The sequence below is a fragment of the Methylobacterium sp. WL12 genome (assembly GCF_008039475.1).
GTDB classification, from domain to species: Bacteria; Pseudomonadota; Alphaproteobacteria; order Rhizobiales; family Beijerinckiaceae; genus Methylobacterium; species Methylobacterium cerastii.
Window position 1 is genome coordinate 1 of the sequence record NZ_VRUW01000012.1, and the last position, 26193, is coordinate 26193.

General features: G+C 72.2%; 27 protein-coding genes. 18 read left to right on the forward strand and 9 right to left on the reverse strand.

All coding sequences use genetic code 11. The features are described 5' to 3' along the window. Positions 1–739, reverse strand: a 739-nt coding sequence (locus tag FV226_RS07150; RefSeq protein ID WP_147762354.1) for a polysaccharide biosynthesis/export family protein, incomplete at its 3' end; no start/stop codon positions are given. Positions 740–1009: 270 nt separating this feature from the next. Here FV226_RS07150 and FV226_RS07155 point away from each other — a divergent pair. The 8 genes from FV226_RS07155 (at position 1010) to FV226_RS07190 (ending at position 7936) form a co-directional block, all read left to right on the forward strand. Next, positions 1010–2293 carry an alpha/beta hydrolase gene (locus FV226_RS07155; RefSeq protein WP_147762355.1) on the forward strand — a complete coding sequence of 428 codons (1284 nt, stop codon included), beginning with the start codon at positions 1010–1012 and terminating at the stop codon, positions 2291–2293. 90 nt (positions 2294–2383) lie between these two features. Then, on the forward strand, positions 2384–2947 hold the full coding sequence (locus tag FV226_RS07160; RefSeq protein WP_147762356.1) for a gluconokinase: 564 nt from the start codon (positions 2384–2386) through the stop codon (positions 2945–2947). Continuing rightward, positions 2944–3750 (forward strand): Cof-type HAD-IIB family hydrolase, encoded by an 807-nt coding sequence (locus FV226_RS07165; RefSeq protein ID WP_147762357.1) that lies wholly within the window; start codon positions 2944–2946, stop codon positions 3748–3750. Before FV226_RS07160 ends, FV226_RS07165 begins: the two co-directional genes overlap by 4 nt. 143 nt (positions 3751–3893) lie before the next feature. Continuing rightward, positions 3894–4865 carry a transglycosylase SLT domain-containing protein gene (locus FV226_RS07170; protein WP_147762358.1) on the forward strand — a complete coding sequence of 324 codons (972 nt, stop codon included), beginning with the start codon at positions 3894–3896 and terminating at the stop codon, positions 4863–4865. 319 nt (positions 4866–5184) lie between these two features. Continuing rightward, positions 5185–6090 carry a helix-turn-helix transcriptional regulator gene (locus FV226_RS07175; protein WP_281406027.1) on the forward strand — a complete coding sequence of 302 codons (906 nt, stop codon included), beginning with the start codon at positions 5185–5187 and terminating at the stop codon, positions 6088–6090. A 209-nt stretch (positions 6091–6299) separates the two neighbouring features. Next, entirely contained in the window at positions 6300–7157 is an 858-nt protein-coding gene (gene cysE, locus FV226_RS07180) for a serine O-acetyltransferase (protein ID WP_147754134.1), read from the forward strand. 129 nt (positions 7158–7286) lie between these two features. Continuing rightward, positions 7287–7502 carry a DUF3126 family protein gene (locus FV226_RS07185; RefSeq protein ID WP_147762439.1) on the forward strand — a complete coding sequence of 72 codons (216 nt, stop codon included), beginning with the start codon at positions 7287–7289 and terminating at the stop codon, positions 7500–7502. A gap of 104 nt (positions 7503–7606) precedes the next feature. Then, complete coding sequence (locus FV226_RS07190; RefSeq protein ID WP_147754132.1) at positions 7607–7936, forward strand: hypothetical protein; 330 nt, start codon at positions 7607–7609, stop codon at positions 7934–7936. 10 nt (positions 7937–7946) lie between these two features. On the opposite strand, the gene FV226_RS07195 is transcribed toward FV226_RS07190, so the two are convergent. Beyond that, entirely contained in the window at positions 7947–8525 is a 579-nt protein-coding gene (locus FV226_RS07195; protein WP_246691524.1) for a transglutaminase-like cysteine peptidase, read from the reverse strand. A gap of 415 nt (positions 8526–8940) precedes the next feature. On the opposite strand from FV226_RS07195, the gene FV226_RS28525 reads away from it, so the two are divergent. Then, positions 8941–9285, forward strand: coding sequence for a hypothetical protein (locus FV226_RS28525; protein WP_238269977.1), 345 nt, complete (start codon positions 8941–8943; stop codon positions 9283–9285). 39 nt (positions 9286–9324) lie between these two features. Here the strand turns inward: FV226_RS28525 and FV226_RS07205 are convergent, their stop codons facing one another. After that, positions 9325–9972, reverse strand: a complete 648-nt coding sequence (locus FV226_RS07205) for a transglutaminase-like cysteine peptidase (protein ID WP_147762360.1) — start codon at positions 9970–9972, stop codon at positions 9325–9327. A 29-nt stretch (positions 9973–10001) separates the two neighbouring features. Here FV226_RS07205 and FV226_RS07210 point away from each other — a divergent pair, with 29 nt between their 5' ends. Beyond that, a complete protein-coding gene (locus FV226_RS07210) occupies positions 10002–10289 on the forward strand; it encodes a hypothetical protein (protein ID WP_147762361.1) in 288 nt (95 codons plus the stop codon). Between the two features lie 162 nt (positions 10290–10451). Here FV226_RS07210 and FV226_RS07215 read toward each other — a convergent pair whose 3' ends face one another. Both FV226_RS07215 and FV226_RS07220 read right to left on the reverse strand, forming a co-directional pair. Then, positions 10452–11075, reverse strand: a complete 624-nt coding sequence (locus tag FV226_RS07215) for a PilZ domain-containing protein (protein ID WP_147754383.1) — start codon at positions 11073–11075, stop codon at positions 10452–10454. Between the two features lie 161 nt (positions 11076–11236). Next, positions 11237–11887 carry a PAS domain-containing protein gene (locus FV226_RS07220; RefSeq protein WP_147762362.1) on the reverse strand — a complete coding sequence of 217 codons (651 nt, stop codon included), beginning with the start codon at positions 11885–11887 and terminating at the stop codon, positions 11237–11239. 465 nt (positions 11888–12352) lie between these two features. Between FV226_RS07220 and FV226_RS07225 the strand changes: the two genes are divergently transcribed. Next, positions 12353–13174: a rhomboid family intramembrane serine protease gene (locus tag FV226_RS07225; protein ID WP_147762363.1), complete on the forward strand. Its 822-nt coding sequence runs from the start codon at positions 12353–12355 to the stop codon at positions 13172–13174. A 231-nt stretch (positions 13175–13405) separates the two neighbouring features. After that, the gene (locus FV226_RS07230; protein ID WP_147762364.1) at positions 13406–13837 is read left to right on the forward strand and encodes a CBS domain-containing protein; all 432 of its coding nucleotides are present in this window, start codon (positions 13406–13408) and stop codon (positions 13835–13837) included. Positions 13838–13846: 9 nt separating this feature from the next. Here the strand turns inward: FV226_RS07230 and FV226_RS07235 are convergent, their stop codons facing one another. From FV226_RS07235 to folE, 4 genes are all read right to left on the reverse strand, one after another. Continuing rightward, positions 13847–15418 carry an alkaline phosphatase D family protein gene (locus tag FV226_RS07235; protein ID WP_147762365.1) on the reverse strand — a complete coding sequence of 524 codons (1572 nt, stop codon included), beginning with the start codon at positions 15416–15418 and terminating at the stop codon, positions 13847–13849. A gap of 90 nt (positions 15419–15508) precedes the next feature. After that, positions 15509–16498, reverse strand: a complete 990-nt coding sequence (locus FV226_RS07240; protein WP_147762366.1) for a patatin-like phospholipase family protein — start codon at positions 16496–16498, stop codon at positions 15509–15511. Beyond that, positions 16495–16911, reverse strand: a complete 417-nt coding sequence (gene hisI, locus FV226_RS07245; protein ID WP_147762367.1) for a phosphoribosyl-AMP cyclohydrolase — start codon at positions 16909–16911, stop codon at positions 16495–16497. Before hisI ends, FV226_RS07240 begins: the two co-directional genes overlap by 4 nt. A 109-nt stretch (positions 16912–17020) precedes the next feature. Then, on the reverse strand, positions 17021–17863 hold the full coding sequence (folE, locus tag FV226_RS07250) for a GTP cyclohydrolase I FolE (RefSeq protein ID WP_147762368.1): 843 nt from the start codon (positions 17861–17863) through the stop codon (positions 17021–17023). A gap of 240 nt (positions 17864–18103) precedes the next feature. On the opposite strand from folE, the gene FV226_RS07255 reads away from it, so the two are divergent. From FV226_RS07255 to FV226_RS07280, 6 genes are all read left to right on the forward strand, one after another. Continuing rightward, positions 18104–18550 carry an iron-sulfur cluster assembly scaffold protein gene (locus FV226_RS07255; protein ID WP_147762369.1) on the forward strand — a complete coding sequence of 149 codons (447 nt, stop codon included), beginning with the start codon at positions 18104–18106 and terminating at the stop codon, positions 18548–18550. 4 nt (positions 18551–18554) lie between these two features. Next, positions 18555–18911: a membrane protein insertion efficiency factor YidD gene (yidD, locus tag FV226_RS07260; RefSeq protein WP_147762370.1), complete on the forward strand. Its 357-nt coding sequence runs from the start codon at positions 18555–18557 to the stop codon at positions 18909–18911. A gap of 144 nt (positions 18912–19055) precedes the next feature. Next, the gene (locus FV226_RS07265) at positions 19056–20057 is read left to right on the forward strand and encodes a MoxR family ATPase (protein ID WP_147762371.1); all 1002 of its coding nucleotides are present in this window, start codon (positions 19056–19058) and stop codon (positions 20055–20057) included. A gap of 3 nt (positions 20058–20060) precedes the next feature. After that, positions 20061–20975, forward strand: coding sequence for a DUF58 domain-containing protein (locus FV226_RS07270; RefSeq protein ID WP_147762372.1), 915 nt, complete (start codon positions 20061–20063; stop codon positions 20973–20975). Positions 20976–20984: 9 nt separating this feature from the next. Next, positions 20985–23810, forward strand: a complete 2826-nt coding sequence (locus FV226_RS07275; protein ID WP_147762373.1) for a DUF4159 domain-containing protein — start codon at positions 20985–20987, stop codon at positions 23808–23810. 184 nt (positions 23811–23994) lie between these two features. After that, positions 23995–26076 carry a hypothetical protein gene (locus FV226_RS07280; RefSeq protein ID WP_147762374.1) on the forward strand — a complete coding sequence of 694 codons (2082 nt, stop codon included), beginning with the start codon at positions 23995–23997 and terminating at the stop codon, positions 26074–26076. Positions 26077–26193 lie beyond the last annotated feature (117 nt).

The following is a 26193-nucleotide window of genomic DNA, read 5'->3' on the forward strand; positions in this document are numbered from 1 at the left end:
CGTTGGGGCGCAGGTAGATGTTCTCGCGCGGGTTGGCCACCAGGGTCGTCATCGGCACGGTGGTGGTGCGGTCCCCGCGCGAGAGGCGCACGAAGGTCTCGGAGACGGGCGAGCGCACGCCGCCGGCGGACGCCACGACGTCGAGGAGGCGGTCGCCGCCGGTGGACAGCGGCAGGCGGGCGCCGGCGACCGCCTCGCCGGTGACGGTGACGGCCTGCGAGATCGGCTTGGTGACCGAGACCAGCACCTGCGGCTGGATCGCCTTGCCGGCGAGTTCGTTCTCGATCAGCGTCTGGACGTCCTGGGTGCGGCGTCCGGCGACGTGGATGCGTCCGGCGTAGGGCACCGAGATCGCGCCGTCGCGGCCGACCGCCTGCTCGGGGATGAGGGCGGACTTCGATCCGGCGGAGAAGCGGTCGGCGACGAGGGGCCCTGAGAACAGGCCGCCGGAGCCGGCTTCCCAGACCGAGACGGCGACGTAGTCGCCGACGCCGATCACCGGCTCGATCGAGGGGCGCTTGTCGCCGAAGGAGGCGAGCAGGCTGTCGAGGGGGCGTCCGCGCAGGGCCTCGATCACGGCCGGCGTCACGTCCACGAGCTCGTAGCGCGCCAGCAGCCCCTCCGGCGTCGAGACCTCCGCCCCCGCCTCGACGGCCCGCGCCGTCGGACCCGAAGCCGGAAGAACCGAACAGCCCGACACCGCAAGTGCGGTGAGCAGGAGCAGGGGGAGGACGCGCATCCAGGATCGCCTGATCGTTTTCAAGGCCTCGACGCCTAGACCAATCGCAAGCTGCTGTCCGTAGCGGGGCGGACACACTCGCAGCGCGCGAGCTCGATCGGCCGCGGCGATCCCCGTTGTGCACATCGTCAAGTCGCGACTCCGACTTTCTGCGGGCTGGACGCTGACAGCGACACGGGCGATCTGGCTCTCGCGCCGACGAAGCCTTATGCCTGGAAGATATTTCCGCCCCACGACGCAGCGAACGACTTCGGAAGAACGCCCTCATCCATGAGGCTGCCTCTCTCCTACACCCCGCCGGACCTGCAGGCCGAGCGGACCGGCACGGTACGCCGCCGACAGGTGTTCTTCATTCCGGGCTACGATCCCGAGGCACGGACCCGCTATCGTCTGCTGTTCGTGCGCGAGCTGTTGCGGCACGCCAAGCGCTTCGGCGATCCGCGGCCCGACATCTCGCCGGCCACCTTGAGTGCGGACGGCATCCTACAGAGCTGGACGGTCGGACCGGACGAGGGCCGGGTGGCGACCGCCTACGACGTGCTGCTCTGGGACGACCTCGTCGCGCGGGACTTCCGTCGGCCGCGGGTGCTCAGCGTCCTGCTCCTCGTCGTCGGCACACTCCATGCCCTGGTCCGCGGGCTGATCTGGCGGTTTTACCGGCTCAACTGGCTCTACGGGAACGTCGTCATCTACCCGTTCGTGATGGTCGTGCTGCTCTCGGCCCTGTCGCTGGCGATCGGGACCCTGGTGCACGCCCACCTCGGCGACTGGTTCGGCCACAGCCTCGGCTGGCCGCCTTGGGTGACCCTGCCGCTTGCCGTCGTCGCCGGGATCGCCTGGATCGCGGCGATCGAGGCTTTGCTCAACCGTTTCTTCTTCTGGCAGCTGCTGAACGATTGGGTGTTCAACTGGCAGCACGGCAACGGCTGGCGACGCGACTATGCCGCCCGCCTCGACGTTTTCGCCGACCGCATCCTCGCGCGGCTCGCCGAAGCCGAAGCCCGCGGCGAGCGGCCGGACGAGGTGATGATCGTCGGCCACTCCACCGGCGGGCTCACGGCCGCCGAGGTCGCCGCGCGGCTCCTCGCCCGAGCTCCGGACCTCGGAACGGGCGACACGGCGTTCTGCCTCGCGACCCTGGGCTCGGCCCTTCCGATCGTCGCCGCGCAGCCCTTCGCCCGGCATGTCCGCGGCGACGTGGCCGCCCTCGTCGCCTCGCGCCGGATCGTCTGGCTCGACGTGCAGGCGCCGCAGGATTGGATGAACTTCCCCGGCTTCAATCCTGTGCTCGACCTCGGGCTGCCGTTCGCAGACGGCCCGATCGCGAACCCGCTGGTGCGGTCGGCACAGGTGCGGGACATCCTGACGCCGGAGACCTATGCGAAGGTCAGGCTCAAGCCGTTCCGCATGCACTTCCAGTTCCTGCTCGCGAACGAGCGGCCCGGCCCCTACGACTACTTCCGCATGGTCCTCGGACCGCAATTCCTGCGCGACCGGGCGATCCGTCCGATCATGGCGGAGCTGGCGCCCGCGGCGCCGAAGGCCGGCGGCTGAGGGGAGGGCGGCTCCGCTCGAAGGCCTCGCCCGGGCCGGGCGGCGTGCTATCTGCGACGCCGCGACCACGCGATCGAACCGGGAGCCGCGATGCCCGCGAGCCAGTCCACGCCGAACGACCCTGCGGGGTCCCCCGCCGCACAGGTGCTCGTGGTGATGGGGGTCTCGGGCTCGGGAAAGAGCACCGTGGCCGCCCTGGTGGCCGAGCGGCTGGGCTGGATCTTCGTCGACGGCGACAGCTTCCACACGCCCGAGCACGTCGCCAAGATGCATGCCGGCCTCGCCCTGGACGACGAGGACCGCGTGCCCTGGCTCGCCTCGATCGCGGTCTGGATCCGGCATCGCCTGGAGCGGGGGGAATCCGGCGTCATCGTCTGCTCGGCCCTGCGCCGGGCCTATCGCGACGTTCTCACCGGAGGCTCGCGGCAGGTCCGGATCGTCTACCTCGAAGGCAGCCGCGACCTGATCGCCGGCCGGCTCGCGCAGCGGCACGGGCACTTCATGGCGCCGGCCCTCCTCGACAGCCAGTTCGTGATCCTGGAGCCGCCGGGGCAGGACGAGCATCCGGTCGTCGTCGGCATCGCCGAGGATCCCGAGCGGATCGCCGAGCGCGTGGTCGCCCGGGTCCAGGCGACCGGAGGAGCCGTATCATGAGCGACCGCGACATCGATTTCGTGATCTCGGACGTCGACGGCACCCTCGTCGGCACCGACAAGAGCCTCAGCCCGGGCACGATCGCCGCGGTGGCGCGGCTGCACGCCGCCGGAATCGGTTTCACCGTCGCGTCGGCCCGCCCGCCCGTTGGCTTGCGCGGTCTCGTCGCGACGCTGGCGCTGCGCCTGCCGATGGGCGCCTTCAACGGCGCGACGGTGGTCGGCCCCGACCTCTCCGTGATCGAGGAGCGGCTGATCCCGGAGGCGACCGCACGGGAGGCGGTCGACCGGATGCTCGCCGCGAAGCTCGATGTCTGGGTCTTCGCCGACGGCCTGTGGAGCCTGCGCGACCCGGCCGGACCCTACACCGACCTCGAGCGCCGCACCCTCGACGCCGAGCCGAACGTGGTGCCCGACCTCGCCTCCCTTCTGGGACGGGCCTCCAAGCTCGTCGGCGTCAGCCGGGACCACGCGCACCTCGCCGCCTGCCAGGCCGAGATCGGCCGCACCCTGGAGGGCCGCGCCGTCGTCCACCGCTCGCAGGCCTACTACCTCGACGTGACCCCGCCCGGCGTCGACAAGGGCGGCTTCGTGGACTGGATGGCGGACCGGCTCGGCCTCGCGCGCAGCCGCATCGCCACCTTCGGAGACGCGGGCAACGACGCCGCGATGTTCGCGCGCGCCGGCTTGTCGGTGGCGATGGGCAACGCCGAGGAGAGGGTGAAGGCGGCGGCCACCGCCGTCACCGACGGCAACGACGCCGACGGCTTCGCCAAGGCGGTCGATCGGCTGATCCTGGCCTAAGAAGACGTCCGCCCCTGTGGCATGCTGGGCACAGGCTCCGCCCCCCGGGCTCGCCGCCCCCAGGCGACCGCATCCAAGCCGCTTTCCAGCCTCATTTGCCCCCGACCTAGCTTGACCAGAACAAGCGGGAACGGGTCTCCAGGATGCATCGACGCCTTCTCCTCGCCGCAGCTCTGGCGGTCGTGACCGTCCCGGCCATCGCGCAGGGAGCCCGCGACAACATCGATGCGCTGATCGAGCAGCACGCCAAGGCGAACGGCGTTCCGGCGAGCTTCGTCCACGCGGTGGTCAAGCGCGAGAGCAACTACAACCCGAAGGCCAAGGGCGGCAGCGCCCTCGGGCTGATGCAGATCAAGCCCGCCACCGCCCGCGGCCTCGGCTATCAGGGCGACGCCGCCGGCCTGCTCGATCCCGGGACGAACCTGAAATACGGCGTCGCCTACCTCGCCGGCGCCTACCGCACCGCGCAGGGCAACCTCACCCAGGCCTACGGCTACTACAATCGCGGCTACTACTACGCCGCCAAGCGTCAGGGCGTCGCCACGGCGGTCGCCGCGGTTGTGGCCCCGGTCGCGGCTTCTGCCAGCGCGGTCGCCAGCCTGTTCACCGGCGCGCCCGTCGTCGCCACCGATCCGAACCTCTCCGCCGCCAACGTGGCGCTGGCCTATGCCCCGACCGTGGCGGCGGCGCCGGCCGAGGCGGTCGCGGTCCCCTTGCCGCCCCGTCGTCCGGCAGCCCTCTCCGGGGCCGAGATGGTGGAGATGGCGAGCCTGCGCACGACGCAGGACCCCGCCGCCGACCAGCCGCAAGCGGACGCCGCCGCGACGGCCCAGACGATCGCGGTGCCGCTTCCGCCGCGCCGGCCCGATTCGCTTTCCGGCGCCGTTCAGGTGGCGAGCGCCGACCTCTCGGGGCTCACCCTGGCCGCCTCGCCCGCAGCGCAGCCGGCCGCCGCCACCGCGGATGCTGCCTCCGCCGACAGCGTCGCCGTGCCGTTGCCGCCGCGTCGGCCCTCGGCCCAGCGACTCGCTGCGTTCGCCCGGCCCGCCGCGCCTCGCAGGGCGCCCGCCGAGGAGCCCGTCCTCGAAGCCACCGCCCTCGCCACCGACCAGTAGGTTTGTACCAGCGCGAGAAAACCGCAGAGGTTGTCCAGCCAACGATTTGCTGGCTGGGTTGACCGCGGGACTGCAGCGCAACACATACGGGGCGTCGGACGAGGGGACCGATGCGGTCGGCGCCGTGTGCGCCGCAGCATCGCAACCGCTCGAGTTCCTTTGACGAATCATCATGCACCGAGGGCAGGGGTGCGCCGGACGTCTCGCGAGAGATCGGGCGTGACCGCGTCATGGTCGTCCTTGTGTGAGGTTCGCGGCGCATCACTTGCGTCGGGATGGCCGAGAGGCCGATCTCGCGCGTGAGACCGACGCGCTTGGGATCAATCGGAAAGCGGACGACGCCATGACCGGCGCGGTGGAACAAGAATCACTCTTCCTGTCCGACCTCGGTCGCCGGGTCCGGCATGCGCGCACGGTCCGCGGCCTGTCGCGCAAGCTGCTGTCGCAGACCTCGGGCCTGTCGGAGCGCTACATCGCCCAGCTGGAGGGCGGGCAGGGCAACGTCTCGATCATCCTGCTGCGGCGCGTCGCCGACGCGATGGGCGTGCGCCTCGACGACCTGATCACCGGCAACGACGCGATCCCCGACTGGCCGGTTTTGCGCGACCTCCTCGGCCACGCCTCGCCGGCCCAGATCGCGGCCGCGAAGGACGCGCTTTCGGGCGGCCCGCGCGACGGGAGCATGCCGCGTCCACGCGTGGCGGTGGTGGGCCTGCGCGGCGCGGGCAAGTCCACCCTCGGGCGGATGACCGCCGAACGCCTCGGCTGGCCCTTCATCGAGCTCAACGCCGAGATCGAGCGCGAGAACGCGCTCTCGGTCCAGGAGATCTTCGCGATCTACGGCCAGGAAGGCTACCGCCGCCTGGAGCAGGCGGCATTGCGGCGCCTGACCGAGCATCCCGGGCCGTTGGTCCTCGCGACCAGCGGCGGCATCGTCGCCGAGCCGCTGACCTACGACCTCCTGCTGCAGGCCTTCTTCACGGTCTGGCTCAAGGCGCGGCCCGAGGAACACATGCAGCGGGTCCGCGACCAGGGACATCTCGCCATGACCGGCGATCACGCCTCGGCGATGCTGGAACTGCGGGCGGTGCTCGCCAGCCGCGAGCCGCTCTATGCCCGCGCCTCGGCGACCGTCGACACCTCCGACGTGCCCGTGGACGTGATGGTCGACCGCCTGACCCGGACGATCGAAGCGCGCTTCCAGGGGCAGGCGGTGACCGCCTGAGGGGTGCGATGTCGCGCCCGCCGTCCTGACGCGGCCCTTGATCGAGGCCGGCGGCCACCCCAAGCTTTCCGCTCACGTCAAACGGGAACCCGCCTTCGCCGGTTCGCGAACCGACCCGTGATCATCCGTGGACCCGGCGCGACCCGGTCCGGGCGCCCCGGCACGGGGCAAGCCGCCCTCCGTCGCCGCGCCACCCGAGGAGCAGAACCATGACTGGCAGCCACGCCCTCGGGCGCCCCGTCGCCGACGGGCTCGCCGGCACCGTCGACCCGGTCTGGTCGCGCCTGCGCGCCGAGTCCGAGGCGGTGATCCGCGACGAGCCGCAGCTCGCCTCCTTCATCGTCGCCACGATCCTGAACCACACCAGCTTGGAGGGCGCCGTCTCGCACCGGGTCGCCGCCCGGCTCGGACACGCGGCGCTTCCCTCGGAGCTGGTCGCGCATGCCTTCCACGAGGCGATCCAGGCGGACCCGCGCATCGGCGAGGCGTTCCGCGCCGACATCGTCGCCGTGATGGACCGCGACCCTGCGACCAGCCGTGCGATCGAGCCTGTGCTGTACTTCAAGGGCTTCCACGCCATCCAGGCGCACCGCCTGGCGCACCATGTCTGGAACCAGGGCCGGCGCGACCTCGCGCTCTACCTGCAGAGCCGGTCGTCGGAGGTGTTCCAGTGCGACATCCACCCGGCGGCGCGGATCGGACGGGGGGTGTTCCTCGACCACGCCACCGGCCTCGTGGTCGGCTCCACCGCCGTAATCGAGGACGACGTCTCCATCCTGCACGCGGTGACGCTCGGCGGCACCGGAAAGCAGGGGGCCGACCGCCATCCGAAGATCCGCCGCGGCGTGATGATCGGCGCCGGCGCCAAGATCCTCGGCAACATCGAGGTCGGGGAATGCGCCCGGGTCGCCGCCGGCTCGGTGGTCCTGCGCCCGGTGCCGGCCAACACCACGGTGGTCGGGGTGCCGGCCCGCGTCGTCGGCACCGCCGGCTGCGCCGAGCCGGCCCGGGCCATGGACCAGCTCGTCAGCATGGACCAGTTCATCCACATGGCCGAGGGCATCTGACGCGCGGGTCCGGCCGCGCTTGCTCCTCCGCCGAGGGCGTGGCAAGCGGTGGCCCGGCCGCCGGGCGGGCTCCCGACCAGGGCACGCACCCGGAACGCCCTGCATGAAGAACCCGAAAGGCTCGACAGCGTGACCAAGCCCGAAGTCGCGAAGCTGCAGGACTACCTGCGCCGCAAATTCGCCAACGCCAGCATCCGCATCGTGGCGATGAAGAACGGCGACTCCGCCGAGGTGTTCATCGGCGACGAGTCGATCGGCGTGATCTCCGACGACAAGGAGGACGGCGACGATTCTTTCGTGTTCCGGATGGCGATCCTCGACATCGATCTCGAGGACGACGCCTGAGGCGCGTTCGGCCTCTGCACGGGTTAACGCTAACCCGCACAGGTGCTTAACGTTTCGTAAACATCAGGGTTAGACTGCGCGCATCCTCGGTCGGAGCGTGCGTCATGGTCATCACCCTCGCTTCCCTCGACGCGATCCGGACGCTCTGCGTGGGCTTGGCCCTCTCGGGGCTCCTCGCCAGCGCGTTCGAGATGTGCACCACGCGTCGCGCCAGCTTCAGCCTGCTCGGGCACGGCGGCGTCACCGCCGTCGCCGCGCTGCCGATGCTGGCCTTCGGGGCGCCCTTCATCATCCTGCGCAACACCCTGCGCGGGCGCCGGATCGAGGGGCGCCCGATGCCCTTCGTGATGCTGGCGACCGTCATCGCCTGCGGTTGGGGCCTGCTTTCGGGCCGCGTCGCGCTGGGCCTTGCGGCCTTCGTCGTCGGCGCCTGAACCGGCGCCGTCAGCGGTTGGCCGTCGCCGCCGGCGAGGCGCCGCCGTTGAGCGTGACCCAGGCGCGCCCGTCCTGCCCCTCGCGCTTGATGTAGGCGTATCCGGTGTCGCGCCACGACAGGATCGTGTTGGTCTTGTTGTCGAGGATGAAGTCGCCGCGATCGGTGCGCACCATCAGCACCGCGTGGCCCTCGCCGATGTCGTCGATGACCACGGTCATCCGCAGCGCACGCCGGGGCAACCCGCGCTCGATCAGCATCCGACGCTTGAGCAGCTGGTAGTCCTCGCAATCACCGAACCCGTCGTCGGGGAAGTCCCATCGATCGACGACGCCCCAATGGGCCTGGTCGGTGACCGGCCTGATCCGGGCGTTGACCCGGCGGTTGACGCCGGTCAGCGTCCGCCACAGGTCGGCGTCGAACCGGATCGTGGCCGGATCGCGCGTGTCCACGTCGCACTCGGCGGGCATGCGCTGGCAGAACGCGGTCCAGGCCGCAACCGGGCGCGCCGCCGCCCCGGTCTCCACGGGCGTGGCAGCATCGGGCAGGCTGGCGAGCGTCCGGGGCTGGGTCGAGGCCCCGCCGATCATCAGGATCGTTCCGGCAAAGCCCAGGGCGGCCGCGCGCCCGGTGCTTCGCAGGGCAAAGCGCCATCGGATGCCGCCGAGGGCACCCGCCGCCTGGACAACCGCGTACCGCATGCCCGATGCTCCGCCCTGCCGAAGCGACCAAGCTGGCACGGGCGTGCCGGCGGCTCAATCGAAAAATGAAGGTGAATTAACCAATCGGCTCTCGGATAGTTCCACCGAGGCCGCGGGCGATGCGCGAAAAAAGTTCATGCGCTTCGGGAATGCGAGACCTGCGCGGCCGATCGCCCCCTTGATTCCGGCGTGATTCGCAGCTTGAGACTGTGACACCGGCGTGACGTTACGCCGGCGCCACGGGATCGGCTTCGCAGGTCCCAGCAAGACGCCGGCCAAGCGGCCGCCAGGGATCATCGCAACCGTGTCGCAACCCCCCATCCATCTCATGATCCGGGCTCTCGCGGAGAACGGCGCCCCGGGGGCGATCGACATCGCCCAGCACGCGGTGGAAATGTTCCTCGCCGCCTCGCCGACCGATGCGGACCGCGCGCTCGCGGTCGACATCCTGCTGCGCGACCTCGCCAGTCTGCGCGGCGTCGCCCCCCACATCACCGCCTTCATCGGCCGGATCGAGATGCAGCTCGGCCGCATTCGTCGGGACGCCCTCAAGCGCCCGGCGCAACGCCCCGTGCCGGCGGATGCCGAGATGACCGAAGAGGTCGCGGCGTCCGAGGCCGAGGCCGAGCCGGCGCTCCAGGCCGCCTAAGCCTCACAAGTCCCCTGATCGTCCCCAGCCGCCTGATCCTCAGCGGTTGGCGGTGGTGACCGGCGAGGTGACGCCGCCGAGCGACACCCAGGCGACGGCATCCTGGCTCTCGCGCTTGATGAAGGTGTAGCCGGTCCGGTGCCAGGGCAGGATCTGGTTGGTCTTGTTGTCGAGCACGAGGTCGCCGCGATCGGTGATCAGGGTGAGGACGGCGTGGCCCTCGCCCTTCTCGTCGATGACCACGGTCATCCGCATGGCGCGGCGCGGCAGGCCGGCGCGGGCGAGCAGGCTGCGCTTGAGCAGCTGGAAGTCCTCGCAATCGCCCGAGCCGTCCTCGGCAAGGTCCCAACGGTCCGGCACCCCGAGGTGGTCCATGTCGGTCACCGGCGTCACCGTGGCGTTGACGCGGCGGTTGACCGTCTGGATCGTGTTCCAGATCGCGGGGGTCATCGCGATGCGGGCGGGCTCGGCGGCGTTGACCGCACACTCGGCCGGGTAGGTCTGGCAGAACGTCACCCAGGCGAGGATCGGCTTGGCGGCGCCTACCGGCGCGGCCGCGATGGTGGGGGCGGGCAGCGAGGCCAGGGTCTGTGCGGCGACCGGCGCCACGCCGGCGGCGAGGAGGGCGAACAGCCCGAGGCCGAGCGCCCGGATCCCCGTTCCCTTGCTGCTGAACACCCGGCCCATCGCCCAAACCCTCCGTCGATGGAGGCACGATGGGCCCGCGCGCCCTCCACGGCGCTGAAGCCGATACGAGCAATTTTATCGATTCGCCGCCGCCGTCGGCACGGCTCGCAACAGCCCGAACCGGACGCTTTGGCGACCCGGCGGATTGTCGGCATCGCGTAGAGGATCGGGAAACCCTGTGCGGTCGCCGCGGTCGCCGTCCGGTCGATCCGAAGTTCCGATGCGGGACGTCAAACGCAGCGATCGAACGCGATCCGACCGAGCGAGCGGCCGACCCGGCAAAGGCGATCACCGTTCAGGTCGGGCTTGATGAATGAGAAGGGTTTTCGGACGGCGGCGTGCGTGCGATCCGGCAAAACCGCATCGTCTGCTCGATTCGCAGAATCAATCGGCAATGACGTGGTGACCGCGACGCGTCCGCACCGGCGGCGGCGGCCACTACCAAGTCGCCGAAGCGTTCGGCCCCGGCCGCCGCGTGCTTAGAGCGTCATGCCTTCGTGGAAGCGGTCGGGGGAGAGCGGCAGCATGAACTGCACGCCGAACCCGCCTTCGAAGTATCGCACGAGCTTGCCCGGCGTGCTGCCGATCGTGAGCGTCGTGCCCAGCGGCGGCGCGCTGAGACTGGCCAGTGCCACGCCCGACATCGAGATGTCGATGACCCGCGCCTTGATCTCGCGCCCGCTCTCCAGCCGCACGACCACCGCCGGCTGCTTGGGCACGATGCGCTCGTGGGTCCGGCCCTCGGGCAGGCCGAGCATCTCGCGGTTGGCGAGCCAGGTGAGCTGCGAGGCGATCTTGTCGCGCTTGCGCGGCGTGGCCGACAGCTGGATCGCGAAGCCGCCCTTGGGATGGCGCGCGATGACGCCCTCGATCCGGCCGATATGCTCGAGGTACAGCACCACGCGCTCGCCGAGCTCACCCACCACCGCGCAGGTCAGACGGACGCCGCCGGGCGACATGTCGACGGTCTGACACGGATATTCGCGGCGGTCGGACAGCATGTAGCGGCCGAGCAGGGAGACCGGCACGCGCTGATGGCGTCGCAGGTCGGAGGCCTGCGCGAGGCGCAGTGTCGTCGTTCCCGCTGAGTTCTGCGCCATCATCATCGCGGGAATAGTCGGTCCGTCGTTGCTCGCTCGCTCGCAAAACCTAGCAATTATCTGGTTACGAAAACCTTGTTCCAGGCACACAATCTGAGGTTTCTTGCTCAAGGTGCCTGTTCAATTTTCTCGCGTCAGTTCTGCGGCCGGCGTCTCCGCTGCTTTTAGACCCGTCCGCCGCGGTGGACCATGAGGTGCCCGCGACGGAACGGGGTGCTGTCGTTGGCCGGCGGGGGGAAGGCGCCGAACGCCCCGGCTTCGAGGCCCGCGAGATCGAGGACCGAGTCGTCGCCCTGCGGCCCATCGTGGAGGGCGTCGGGCATGGGCCGAGCCAGCATCCGCAGGGAGAGCGTGTCGAGGCGCACGAGCGGACGCAGGCCGAGCCAGGTCGGCGGGGCGACGGGGCTCAGCGCGCCGAGCGCCCGCGCCTGGGTGCGCCCGCGGTGGCGGAGCGGCAGCAGGAGGAATTCGAGGTCGACGGTCTCGCCGTCCGTGTTGGTGCCGCGCAGGCCCGCGACGACGCCGATCGCGTCCGCCGCCACCGTCTCGACCATCCGCCAGGGGTCCGCCGAGGCCTCGCCCCAGAGGGCGGACAGGTGCGCGGCCCGCAACTCCCGCCCGAACAGGGCGCAGACGCGGGTGCCGGCGAGCCGCAGGGTCGCGGTCCGGTGCGGCATGTCGAGTTCGAGGATCAGGCTGTCTGCCAGCAGGTGGCGGATCGCGCCGGGTTCGATCTCGGAGCGCTCCGGGGCGCAGCGCTGCCCGCGAAGCCGTTCCCAGTAGCTGTAAAGCATGCGGCTGGTCGGATGCTTCATCGGTGTCCCGGACTGACGCGCGGCGTGGCGATCGGTGCCGCTTCGGAACACCTTCGATCTCTCGTGGTGCATCCAGCGGCTGTTCGACCGTCACGATGCACAACCTACGCCCGGGGTCACGGTCAAGCTCGCGCAACCCTTCGTTAAGGTTAAGCGGAGGTTGACGTTGCACGCCGGGCGGCCCTGCGAGACAGTGTTCACGAAAGCGTGACGGTTCGGGTCGCCCCGACGCCGTCACGTCTCCGGGTCGCCTTTGCGAGGTGCGCGGAGGGATCGGGCGCCTGCGCCCCGCCGTCTCCTGGTCCGGACGGCGCCCGGCCCCGCAAGGGGTCTCGGATCCTCTGCTTCAGGGAGGTCGCCCGTTCGCGGTGCGCCTCCCTTTTTTTTGTTCGCCGGCCGCCGTTCCGGCCGTCGCCGCGGCCGCAGGCCCTTGCAGCGGGAGCCGTCGCCCCGACATGTGGCGCCATGGATGCTTCCCCCGATCTGCCGCGCCAGGGCCGCGTGCCCGTCTTCAACATGCCGGGCGTGGTCACCGTCTCGATCGGCCTGCTGCTCGCGATCCATGCGGTCCGCGAGATCCTGCTGCCGGACGCCTGGGACATCCGCCTGGTGCTCGACCTCGCGCTGGTGCCGTCCCGCTGGACGACATGGTTCGACCCGGCCCAGGCCGACGCGGTGCTGCGCGCGGCGAGCGAGGCCGGGGACGCGCAGTTCGCCGCCGCGCGCGAGGGCTTCGCCCGCTACGTGCTCAGCGAGCCCGGCGCCTACCCGTGGAGCTTCGCCACCTACGGCCTGCTGCACGGCTCGTGGATGCACGTGATCTTCAACAGCGTCTGGCTCGCGGCCTTCGGCTCGCCGGTGGCGCGGCGCTGCGGCGCCTGGCGCTTCGGGCTGATCGCGCTGGCCGGGACGGTCGCGGGCGGGGCACTGCATGTCGCGATCGACCCGCTGAGTTCTTCGCCGCTGATCGGCGGCTCCGCCGGCGTGTCGGCGCTGATGGCGGCCGCCGCGCGCTTCGTGTTCCAGCCGCCGGCGGCGGGCTACGGGACGCAGGCCTGGCAGCTGCCGCCGCACCGGCCGGCCGAGACCGTCCTGGAGCTTTTGCGCAACCGCACCGCGGTGACCTTCCTGGTGATCTGGCTGGCGACGAACCTGCTGTTCGGCCTGATCAGCCTGCCGCTCGGCGCCGAGAACGCGGCGGTCGCGTGGGACGCCCACCTCGGCGGCTTCGTCGTCGGCTTCCTGATGTTCCCGTTCGTGGACCCGCAGGCACGACCGCCGCGGTAGCCGGCCCGAGCCGCTTGGATGACCGGCCGCATGACGGCGGCCGACATTCCCGTTCGACGATGTGGACGCCCTCGGCAGGCGCCGCGCGCCCGGTCTTGCCATGGCGCGGCATCCGCCACACACTCGCATCGATCGCACGGCGCGATCCGGGATCAACCCGGGCACGCCTCCGGTCCCTATGCGCGCCGCGGCTGACGGCGCGGGCGGCGTCACCTCCTGGGAGGGATCTTCATGACCATCGCACGCATCCTCGCCGAGAAAGGCGCGGACATCGTCACCATCACCCCCGAACGGACCCTCGACGAGGCGATCCATCTCCTTGCGGAGAAGCGCATCGGCGCCCTCGTGGTCACCCACGGCGACGGGTCGGTCGCCGGCATCCTGTCCGAGCGCGACATCATGCGAGCGCTGGCCAAGCTCGGCGGCGGCGCCTTCGATGCGCCGGTCTCCGCGCACATGACCGCCGAGGTCGTCACATGCAAGCGCGCCACGACGGTGGAGGACGTGATGCAGCTGATGACCGAAGGGCGCTTCCGCCACGTTCCGGTCTGCGAGGACGGCCGGCTCGTCGGCCTCATCTCCATCGGCGACGTGGTCAAGCGCCGGATCGCGGCGGTCGAGGCCGAGCACAAGGCGATGCGCGACTACATCACGATGGCCTGACGCCTCCGCTCAAGCCAGGACGGGATCAAGGGTGACGTGCCACAGGTCGGCGTCGGCCGCGTCCTTCAGCGTCACCGTCATCTGCTCCGTCCGCCCGTCGACGGCGACGTGCCCGAAGAACTGGTAGCCTGCCGCCGGCGACAGGTTCACCTGGCCTTCCGGCGGCGCCTTCACGAAGCGCAGCTGCGGCCCGAACGTGTCGTCGAGCGTGTTCGGGCCGAAGGTGCCGGCGTGCAGCGGGCCTGAGACGAACTCCCAGAACGGCTCGAACTCCTGGAAGCGGGCCTTGTTGGGGTCGTAGTAGTGCGCGGCGGTGTAGTGCACGTCGGCCGTGAACCACACCGTGTTGCGGATGTTCGCAGCCTTGATGAAGCGCAGCAAGTCGGCGATCTCCAGCTCGCGCCCCAGGGGCGGGCCGTCGCCCTGCGCAACCGCTTCGGAGCCGAAGTTCCGGTCGCCGTCGTAGGTGACGACGAGGCCGAGCGGCATGTCGGCGGCGATCACCTTCCAGGTCGCGCGCGACTCCATCAGCGCCCGCTTGAGCCAGGCGAGCTGCACCGGCCCGAGGAAGTACGCGTCCGGGCCGTAGGCGGTCTGGCGGTTCTCGCCGTTCGGCCCGCGATACGAGCGCATGTCGAGCATGAACACGTCGACGAGGGGGCCGTAGCCGATCTTGCGGTAGACGCGGCCGGGCTCGGACGGCTCGAAGCGCATCGGCATGTATTCGTGGAAGGCGCGGGACGCCCGCACCTCGAGCGCGCGCACGTTCGGGTCGGCGTACGTCTTCCTTAAGTGCTCGGCCCGGGTCAGCGGCTCGCCGGGCCACCAGTTGTTGGTGACCTCGTGGTCGTCCCATTGCGCCAGGATCGGCACGGCGGCGTTCATCGCCAGCACGTTCGCGTCCGTCAGGTTGTATTGGTAGCGGCCGCGGAACTCGGCGAGCGTCTCGGCGGGCTTCGACACCGCCTCGGTGACGCGGTTGCGCCAGAGCGTGCCGTCAGGCAGTCGCACCTCGGCCGTGATCGGCCCGTCGGCGTAGATCGTGTCGCCGGAATGCAGGAAGAAGTCCGGGCGGTTGGCCAGCATCGCCTTGTAGATGGTCATGCCGCCGCGGGCCTCGTCGATGCCCCAGCCCTGGCCCGCCGTGTCGCCCGACCAGCAGAACGAGACCGAGCGCCGGTCGGCCGGCGCGGTGCGGAAGCGCCCGACCTGCGCCGGGCCGCGGATCGTCGGCGCCGCGAGGTCTTCGAGCCGGATCCGGTAGACGATGTCCTGCCCCGGCGGCAGGCCGGTGAGCGCCACCTTCACGGTGCCGTCCGCCTCCGGCAGGGCGTCGGCGAAGGTGCCGCCGCGGATCTCGGCGAAGCTGTCGATGGTGGACCATTCGACGATCGCGCGGCACGGCCGGTCGGCGCGCGCCCAGACGATCGCGGAGTCGGTGCCGACGTCGCCCGATTGCAGGCCGTGCGTGAGGATCGGCCGGTCGGCGGCGCGGCTGAGGCCCGGCCGGGCGATGCCGGACGCGAACCCGACGAGGCCGGCCCCGCCGGCGAACAGGATCTGGCGGCGGCTGGACACCATCGGGGCGGCTCCTCGCGGCGGTCGGGCCGGTCCCGATCCCGCACGAGGGCCGCATCGCAGGCCGATGCGACAGTCGCGTGACGCGGCGCGTCAGGCGCGCGCGGCCGCGGCCTGCACCATCGCCCGGATGCGGGGGACGGCGGCGCGCGTCGCCGCGTGGCCGGCGGCGATCGCCTCGGCCGCCCGGTGGAACTCGAACTGTCCCATCGTGGCGAGGTCCGGCCCGATCGCGCAATCGGGCGGGTCCCGCTCGAGGCGCGCGCGCGAGATTCGGTCCTGCGTGATGTTGAAGGCGTCGAACATCACCCGGCCGATCCCGGGTCCGGACGGCGCGACCCTGCGATTGCGGAGGCCCGCGAGCAGGCTCCAGCGCCGGGCGCCGACCGCGGTGACGACCTGCTCGACGGGATCGGCCGCGCCGGGCTCGATCACGCCGCCCCGCATCCGCGGGTCGCAGGCGAGGTTCACGCCCACGACAAGGTCGGCGCCCATCGCGCGGGCCAGCGTCACCGGCACCGGGTTGACCAGCGTGCCGTCCATCAGGAGACGCCCGTCGCGCTCGACCGGCGCGAACAGGCCGGGCAGGGCGTAGGAGGCGCGCAGAGCCTCGATCAGCGATCCACGCGTGAGCCAGACCTCGTGCCCGGTTCCGAGCTCGGTGGCGACCGAGCCGAAGCCGACCGGCAGGTCGTCGACCAGGCGGTCGCCGAGGTCGCGCACCAGCCGCCGGCGTAGGCGGTCGCCGCCGATCAGCCCCGAGCCCGACAGGCGCGGGTCGAGGAGGCCCAGCACCCGGCGGCGTGTGAGCGAAAGCGCGAACTCGGCCAGGGCGTCGAGCTTGCCCGCGGCGAAGCAGCCGCCGACCACGGCGCCGATCGAGCAGCCGGCGACGACCGAGGGGTGGATGCCGGCCTCGTCGAGGGCGCGGATCACGCCGATATGCGCCCACCCGCGCGCGGCGCCGCCGCCGAGGGCCAGGCCGATCCGCGGCTGCCACGGCGCCGTCTCGCGCGTCGGCTCGACGGTTCCGGGAGCGATCGACGGCGCGGCGTGCCGCAGCAGGGCGTGCGCGCCGCTCATGGGCCGGCGGGGTTCAGCACCGCGCGGCCGTCCGGGTCGAGGGCGACGCTGCGGTAGAAGCAGGCGCGCCGCCCGGTGTGGCAACAGCCGCCGTCGCCGCCGACCGCGACGGTGATCAGCAGCGCGTCCTGGTCGCAATCGGTGCGCATCTCGACGACGCGCTGGACCTGGCCCGAGGTCGCACCCTTGTGCCAGAGTTCCCGGCGCGAGCGCGACCAGTACCAGGCCTCGCCGGTCTCCAGCGTCCGTCGCAGCGATTCGGCGTTCATGTGCGCGAGCATCAGCACGCGGCCGTCCTGCGCGTCGACGGCGATGCAGGCCACGAGCCCGTCGCGGTCGAAGCGGGGCGTGAAGGCCACGCCTTCCTCGACCTCGGTACGGCTACCGGGCGGATCGAATGGGGGGACGGTCATCGAATGACGGTTCCTGCGCAGAGCACTCGGTCCGCGAGCATCCCTCCCCCCTCTGCGGGGGAGGGAAGGGGCGGCGACGCCACATGAATGCGGCTACGCCTTAATGCGGCTACGCCTTGCCGCCGCGGACCAGCGTCAGGAACCGCACCTGCTCGCTGGCGTCCTCGCGGAAGGCGCCGCGGAACTGGGTGGTGATGGTGGAAACGCCGGCCTTCTGGACGCCGCGCATCGCCATGCAGAGATGCTCCGCCTCGACGAGGACGGCGACGCCGCGGGGCTTGAGGATGCTCTCGATCACGTCGGCGATCTGGGCGGTCATCGTCTCCTGCGTCTGCAGCCGGCGGGCGAAGGTGTCGACCACGCGGGCGAGCTTCGACAGGCCGACCACGCCCTTGGTCGGGTAGTAGGCGATGTGGGCCAGGCCCATGAACGGCACCATGTGGTGCTCGCAGTGGGAGTAGAACGGGATGTCGCGCACCAGCACGATGTCGGAATAGCCCTCGACCTCCTCGAACACCCGCTCGAGCAGGGCGTCCGCGTCGACCTCGTAGCCGCCGAAGAGCTGGCCGTAGGCCTTGACCACGCGGGCCGGGGTGTCGAGCAGGCCTTCGCGGTTCGGGTCGTCGCCGGCCCAGCGCAGCAGGGTGCGAACGGCGGCCTCGGCCTCCTCGCGGCTCGGGCGGGCGAGGGCGATGCCGTCGGGCACCCGCGTCGCGGATTCGGGCTTCTTCGCGATGTCCTTGGCGCCGTCCGGCGCGGCCGTCTCGGCACGGCGCTCGGCGAGGTTCGCCACCACGCGGTCGTTGTCGTTGCGCATGACGCTCAAGCTCGGCTCGGCCTCGGGAAGGGGACGGGCGGCGCCGTAGGACAGGGATTTGAGCGCGGCATCCATGGCATCTCCGGCCCGCGCCACACGGGCCTTCATCGTCGTACTGTCCGGCTTGGCGTACATGTCGGTCGAACCGTCTCGGAGCCCGGATGGCTCCGGGCCGGCGCCCCGGTGGTTGCGGTGTCCGTGGCCGTGGGCGCGACCCTGGTCGACGAGCCGCCTCCTCGCGAAACGGCCTGAAGCGGCCTATATCGTCGTTCTTGCACGATCGCGCAATGCACAGCGCGCGGGGCGCAAGGGCGGCCCGCACGGAGCCGACCACTCAGCGCCCGACAACGCAGCGACAAGGAGCGGAAGGCGCCCATGCTCGACGACATCTACAACCGGCGCATCCTCGAACTCGCCGCCGACATCCCCCGGCTCGGTCGGCTCTCGGCGCCGGACGCCAGCGCGACAGCGCATTCGAAGCTCTGCGGCTCGACCGTGACCGTCGACCTCGTGCTCGGGGCCGACGGGACGGTGGCCGACTTCGCCCACGACGTGAAGGCCTGCGCACTGGGCCAGGCCTCGTCCTCGCTGATGGGGCGGCACGTGGTCGGCTCCAGCCCCGAGGAGCTTCGGAGCGTGCGCGAGACCATGCGTGCGATGCTGAAAGCGAACGGCCCGGCGCCCGAGGGCCGCTGGGCCGACCTCTCCGTGCTCGCGCCGGTGCGCGACTTCAAGGCGCGCCACGCCTCGACCCTGCTCACCTTCGACGCGGTGGTGGAGGCCCTCGACCGGATCGAGGCCGCCAGGCGCGCCGCCGCCTGACGCGATGCTGCGGCGTGCCGCGCGGATCGCGATCCGCGGCTATCAACTCACGCTGTCCGGCCTCGTCGGCCGACAGTGCCGGCACTGGCCGAGCTGCTCCGACTACGCGGACGCGGCGATCGCCCGGCACGGACTCTGGCCCGGCGCCTGGATGGGGTTTTCGCGGATCTGCCGCTGCGGGCCCTTCGGCACCCACGGCATCGACCTCGTGCCCGACGCCCTGCCGCCGCGGACGCGCTGGTTCCTGCCCTGGCGCTACGCGCGTTGGCGGGGGGTCAACGCGCCGCCGAACCCGTTTTCCTGCGACGCGGTCGCGCCCTCGGACGGCCAGACCCAGGTGACGGCGTCGGAGCGTAGCTGAAGCGCCACAGGTCGCGCCCCACGAACCTGCGGCGATGCCGGCCTTGCCAGCCGGTCACGAACCGCCGCACACTCCGCGCCCAGAACGACGCCAGCGTCGCCCCCGGCCGCAAGGCCCGACGATCAAGACGGAAACCCCATCGGCATGAGTCAGGGCTCGTCCGCCACCACCCTCGACGACGGCATCGTCGCCACCGCCGAAGCCTGCCTCGCCTCCGTCGGCCAGGCGCGCGAAGCGATCCACGGGGTGATCTTCGGACAGGAGAAGGTCGTCGACCTCGCCCTCGTCACGATCCTGGCCGGCGGCCACGGCCTCCTCGTCGGATTGCCGGGTCTGGCCAAGACCAAGCTCGTCGAGACGCTGGGCACCGTGCTCGGGCTCGACGCCCGGCGGGTGCAGTTCACGCCAGACCTGATGCCCTCCGACATCCTCGGCACCGAAATCCTGGACGAGGATGCCGACCGCCGCCGCTCGTTCCGCTTCGTCAAGGGCCCGGTCTTCACCCAGCTCCTGATGGCCGACGAGATCAACCGCGCGAGCCCGCGCACGCAGTCCGCGCTGCTGCAGGCGATGCAGGAGAACTTCGTCTCGGTCGCCGGCGAGCGTCACGACCTGCCGCGGCCGTTCCACGTGCTCGCCACCCAGAACCCGATCGAGCAGGAGGGCACCTATCCGCTGCCCGAGGCGCAGCTCGACCGCTTCCTGCTGGAGATCGACGTCGGCTATCCCGACCGCGCCGCCGAGCGCCGCATCCTGATCGAGACCACCGGCGTCGCCGACCATGGCGTGAAGGCCGTGATGTCGACCGACGCGCTGCTGACCGCGCAGCGCCTCGTGCGCCGCCTGCCGGTGGGCGAGACCGTGGTCGACGCGATCCTCGACCTCGTCCGCTCGGCCCGCCCCGACGGCGGCGACCCGCTGGTGAAGGGCAAGCTGATGTGGGGCCCCGGCCCCCGCGCCAGCCAGGCGCTGAGCCTGGCGGCCCGCGCCCGCGCGCTGATCGAAGGCCGCGTCGCGCCCTCGGTCGCCGACGTGAAGGCGCTCGCCGAGCCGGTGCTGAAGCACCGCATGGCGCTGAGCTACGCGGCGCGGGCCGACGGCGACACCATCGAGGGGCTGATCGCCAAGCTCGCCGAGAAGCTTTAGCGCGTGGCGGCCGTGCGCGCCCACGACGCGATCCCGCGCGCGCCCGGCCGGCGGGAGAGCGAGGGCGCGGTGGCGCTCGCGTCCCGCATGCCCCGGCTCGTGCTGGAGGCCCGCCGCGTCTCGTCGATGCTGGCGCATGGCCTGCACGGCCGCCGCCGCGCCGGCCCCGGCGAGAGCTTCTGGCAGTTCCGCCCCTTCGTGAACGGCGAGGCGGCCGCGCGGATCGACTGGCGCCGCTCCGCCCGCGACGACCGGCTCTACGTCCGCGAGCGCGAGTGGGAGGCCGCCCACAACATCTGGATCTGGATCGACCGCTCCGCCTCCATGGGCTTCGCCTCCGACCTTGCGCAGGCCGCGAAGGTCGAGCGTGCCCTCGTCCTCGGGCTGGCGCTCGCCGACGCCTTCGTCGACGGCGGCGAGCGGGTCGGCCTACTCGGGCTGACCCGCGCGACCGCGTCGCGCAAGATCGTCGAGGCCATGGCGCAGGCGCTCGTCGCCGACGCCGCCGGCCTGACCCAGGACCTGCCGCCCCGCGCGGCCCCGGCCCGCTTCGACGAGGTGATCCTGATCAGCGACTTCCTCACCCCCCTCGAACGCGTCGCGTCGGCCGTCCAGGAGATCGCCGGGCGCGGCAGCCGTGGGCACCTCGTGGCCGTCGCCGACCCGATCGAGGAGACGTTCCCCTTCTCGGGCCAGGCCGTGCTGCACGACCTCGAATCCGGCCTCTCGCTCGACGTCGGCGACGCCGGCGCCTGGGGCGACGCCTATCGCACCCGCATCCAGGCGCACCGGGCCGGCCTCTCCGAGATCGCCCGCGGCGTCGGCTGGACGCTGACCCTGCACCGCACCGACCGCCCCGCGAGCGAGGCGGGGCTTCGCCTCGCGACCCTGGTCGCCGCCGCGCGCGGAACGGGCTAGGAGGGCGTCGTGCTCGGATTGACCTTCGCCGCGCCCTTCGCGCTCGCCGCCCTGATCGGCCTGCCCGCCCTGTGGCTGCTGCTGCGGGTGACGCCGCCGCGCCCGCGCCGGATCGACTTCCCGCCGCTCAAGCTGGTGGCGGACCTGGTGGCGCGGCGCCAGACGCCGGCGCGGACCCCGCCCTGGCTGCTGATCCTGCGGCTGCTCGCCGCCGCCGCCCTCATCCTCGCCGTCTCCGGGCCGGTCTGGAACCCGAGCGGCGTCGGCGCCGGCGGAGGCCGCAAGGCGCTTCTGGTGATGATCGACAACGGCGTCTCCGCCGCCCACGACTGGCGCGACCGGATGCGGGTCGCCACCGACGCCGTCGAGGGCGCCGCCCGCGACGGACGGCCCGTCGCGGTGGTCGGGCTGGCGGACGCCCCCGCCGCGGTCGAGGCGCGCACGCCGGCAGCCAGCCTCGAACGGCTGCGCGCCTTGGCGCCGCGCCCGCACCTCGCCGACCGGGGCGCGCACCTGGCAGTGCTCACCAACTTCCTCGACCGCAACGCCGGCGCGGGCCTCGTCTGGATCAGCGACGGCGTCGCCGGCATCGAGCCAGGAGACTTCCCCGCACGCCTCGCCGAGGCCGTGGCGTCGTCGGGCGCCGCGCTGACGGTGCTGCGCGCCGACGCGCCGCCGGCCCTGGCGCTGACCGCGTCCGAGGCCGGGGGCAAGCTCACGGCCCGGGTGCTGCGCGCCGCCCGCAACGGCCGCGACGGCGGCCTCGTGCGCGCGCTCGACCAGAAGGGCCTGCCGCTGGCCGAGCACGACTTCGCCCTCGCGCCCGACGCCACTGAGGCCGAGATCGCCTTCGACATGCCGATCGAGCTGCGCAACGGCGTCAGCCGCATCGAGATCGCCGGCGAGCGCTCGGCCGGCGCCGTGACGCTGGTGGACGAGCGCGGCAAGCGCCGCCGCGTCGGCCTCGTCTTCGGCGGCACCAGCGACCAGGCGCAGCCGCTGCTGGCGCCGACCTACTATCTCTCCCGCGCGCTCCAGCCCTTCGCCGACGTGCAGGAGGCCCGCGGCGCCAAGGGCATCGCCGACCAGGTGGCGCAGCTCCTCGACAACCAGGTGACGGTGCTGGTGCTCGCCGACGTCGGCGCGATGGACGACCGCACCGCCACCCGCGTCCAGGCCTTCGTCGAGGGCGGCGGCCTGCTGCTGCGCTTCGCCGGCCCACGACTCGCGGCCGGCAGCGATCCGCTGGTGCCGGTGCGCCTGCGCCGCGGCGGCCGGACGCTCGGCGGCACGCTCTCCTGGGACAGCCCGAAGACGCTGGCGCCCTTCGCCCCCGAGAGCCCGTTCGCCGGCCTGACGCCGCCCGCCGACATCGGCGTGCGCCGCCAGATCCTGGCCGAGCCCGACGGCGACCTGCCCGGCCGCACCTGGGCCTCGTTGCAGGACGGCACGCCGATCGTCACCGCCGAGCATCGCGGGCAGGGGCTCGTGGTGCTGTTCCACGTCACCGCCGACACGACTTGGTCGAACCTGCCGTTGTCCGGCCTGTTCATCGACATGCTGCGCCGGGTGGTGGCGCTGGCCGGTTCCTCCGCCGCCCCCACGGAGGGCGGCCCGCGGCCGGCCGCCGCGATCCTCGCCCCGCGACTGGCGCTCGACGGCTTCGGGGCGCTCGGCACCCCGCCGGCCTCCGCCACCGCCGTGCCGGCCGACTACGCCGACCGCGCCTCGGTGGAGCATCCGCCGGGCTTCTACGGCCCCGCCGACGGCGGCACCGCCGTGAACGCCCTCAGGCCCGACGACCGCCTCAAGGCGCTCGACCTCGCCGCGCTCTCGGGCGCCCGCACCGGCACGCTCGCCGGGGCCGAGACCCTCGACCTGCGCCCGAGCCTGTTCACCCTGGCGCTTCTGCTGCTGGTCCTCGACACGCTGGCGGGCCTCTGGCTCGGCGGCTTCCTCAACCGCGGCTCAGGGAGCCTCGTCGGCCGCCTCCGCGGCCGCCCGGCGATTCTCGCGATGGCGGGCGTGCTCATTCTCGGAGCTTTTGGCGGGCCGCCGGCGCGGGCCGAGGAGCCGCCGGCCAACCGCCCGAACGGCATCGAGTCGGCGCTGGTCACGCGCCTCGCCTACGTCGTCACCGGCGACGCGGCGATCGACGAGGCGAGCCGGGCCGGCCTGACCGGTCTGACCCAGATGCTCGCCGCCCGCACCGCCCTGGAGCCGGGAGAGCCCGCCGGCCTCGACCCGGCCAAGGACGAGCTGGCGTTCTATCCGCTGATCTACTGGCCGATCGCGCCGGGCCGGCCGCAGCCCTCGGAGGCCACGATCCGCCGGGTCGACGCGTTCATGCGCAACGGCGGCACCGTCCTGTTCGACACCCGCGACGCGCTCACGGCCCGCGCCGGAGGCCCGCCGACGCCGGAGGCGGCGTACCTGCGCAAGATGCTGGCGACGCTCGAGATCCCGGAGCTGGAGCCGGTGCCCTCCGACCACGTGCTGACCAAGGCGTTCTACCTCGTCGACACCTTTCCCGGGCGCTACGCCACCGGCCAGACCTGGGTGGAGGCGCTGCCGCCGGCCGCCGAGGGCACCGAGCGTCGCCCGGCACGTGCCGGCGACGGCGTCAGCCCGATCGTCATCACCGGCAACGACCTTGCCGCGGCCTGGGCGATCGACCGCCGCGGCGACCCGCTCTACCCGGTGGTCGGCGGCGACCAGCGCCAGCGCGAGATGGCCTTCCGCGGCGGCGTCAACATCGTGATCTACACGCTGACCGGCAACTACAAGGCGGACCAGGTCCACGTGCCGGCCCTGCTGGAGCGGCTGGGGCAGTGACGATCCCGACACATACCGACGCATTGAACGTGGTCGCGGGTCTCTTCTCCCATGGGGAGAAGGACAGGATGAGGGGCGTGACCTCTCCGGTCAGGTCACGCCCCTCACCCCAGCCCTCTCCCCATGGGAGAGGGGGCCATGCGGCGCTTCCCGCGCGTAACCGGATCACGAAGGCTCTCCCGTCATGCTGAGCCTCAGCTTTACGCCGCTGCTGCCCTGGCCGGTGCTGGCGGTCTTCGCCGTGATCGTGGCGCTGTTTTCCGTGCTCGCCTTCCTGGCGCGGGGACGCACCGCCGTCCTGCGGGCGCTGGCGCTCGGGCTGGTGCTCGCGGCGCTCGCGAACCCCGCCCTGGTGCGCGAGGATCGCGAGCCGGTGAAGGACATCGCCGCGGTGATCGTCGACCGATCCGGGTCTCAGGCGCTCGGCGACCGGCCGGCGGCGACCGACCAGGTCAGGGCCGAATTGCAGCGTCGCTTCGGTGCGCTGACGAACATCGAGCCGCGCTTCATCGACGTGCCGGACGCCGCCGGCGACGACGGCACCAAGCTTTTCGCCGCCCTGGGCCAGGCGCTCGCCGACGTGCCGCCTGAGCGGTTGGCCGGCGTGGTGATGCTCACCGACGGCGTCGTGCACGACATCCCGACCTCGCTCGCGGCCCTCGGGATCAAGGCGCCGCTGCACGTGCTCGTCACCGGGCACCCGGACGAGCGCGACCGGCAGATCAAGCTCCTGGAGGCGCCCCGCTTCGGCATCGTCGGCAAGGACCTCACGATCCGCGCCGAGGTGATGGAGCGCGGCGGCACCGGCTCGGCCGTCGTCGCCCTGCGCCGCGACGGCGAGGAGATCGGGCGCCGCACCGTGCCGACGGACAAGCCGTTCGACCTCGCGCTGAAGATCGAGCATGGCGGCCCGAACGTCGTCGAGATCGAGGTCGAGCCGTTGCCGGGCGAGCTGACCACGGTCAACAACCGCGCCGTGCTCCCCATCGAGGGCATCCGCGAGAAGCTGCGGGTGCTGCTGGTCTCCGGCGAGCCGCACCAGGGCGAGCGCACCTGGCGCAACCTGCTGAAATCGGACGCCAACGTCGACCTCGTGCACTTCACCATCCTGCGGCCGCCGGAGAAGCAGGACGGCACGCCGATCTCCGAGCTGTCGCTGATCGCCTTCCCGACGCGCGAGCTGTTCGTCCAGAAGATCAAGGACTTCGACCTGATCATCTTCGACCGCTACGCCAACCAGAGCGTGCTGCCCTCGGCCTATTTCGACAACATCACCCGCTACGTCCGCGAGGGCGGCGCGCTCCTGATCGCTGCCGGCCCGGAATTCGCAGGCCCGGCGAGCCTCGCGCGCACGCGGCTTTCCGGCATCCTGCCGGGCGACCCGAACGGGCGCGTGGTCGAGCAGCCCTACAAGCCGACGGCGACGGCGACCGGCAACCGCCATCCGGTGACGCGGGCGCTGCCCGGCGGAGACGCGACGCCGCCGGCCTGGGGCGACTGGCTCCGCATCGTCGCGGCGCAGACGCGGGCCGGGAACCAGCCGCTGCTGTCGGGCGCCGAGAACCTGCCGCTGCTCGCCCTCTCCCGCGAGGAGAAGGGCCGCGTGGCACTCATGCTGTCCGACCACACCTGGCTGTGGGCGCGTGGCTACCAGGACGGCGGCCCCTATCTCGACCTGCTGCGCCGCCTCGCGCATTGGCTGATGAAGGAGCCGGCGCTGGAAGAGGAGGCTTTGCGCGCGCAGATGACCGGCCGCGGTCGCGAGGTCCGCGTCGAGCGCCAGACCATGGCGGAGGCGACCGATCCGGTCGTCGTCACGAGCCCGACCGGCAAGACCAGCACGCTCGCCCTGAAGCCGTCGGAGCCCGGGCTGTTCGGCGCGACCTTCGAGGCGACCGAGCTCGGCCTGCACACCTTGCGCTCGGGCACGCTCGCCGCCTTCGTCAGCGTCGGCCCGCCGAACCCGCGCGAGCTCGCCGACGTGTTCAGCGACACCGATCGCCTGAAGCCGGTCGCCGACGCCTCCGGCGGCTCGATCCGCCGCGTCGCGGACGCATCCGGCGCCGTCGCGGTGCCGCGCCTCCAGAGCGTGCGCGGCGGCCGCCTCTCGGGCGCCGACTGGATCGGCTTCCGCCCGAGCGACAGCGCCGTCATCCGCGGTGTCGAGGTCTATCCCCTGGCGCTCGGGCTCGCGGCCCTGGCGCTGCTGGCTGCGGCCGTGCTGGCGATGTGGCTGGTGGAGGGACGCCGCGGGCAGGCGGCGTGACGCTCAGGCCGATTTCCCGGACGCCCGGAGCGCGAGCGGAGGATGATCCGGGATCCAGCGGAAGAACCGGCCGCGTCAGCGGCTCGTGATCGTCGGCGCCGACGATTCGGCCGCTTC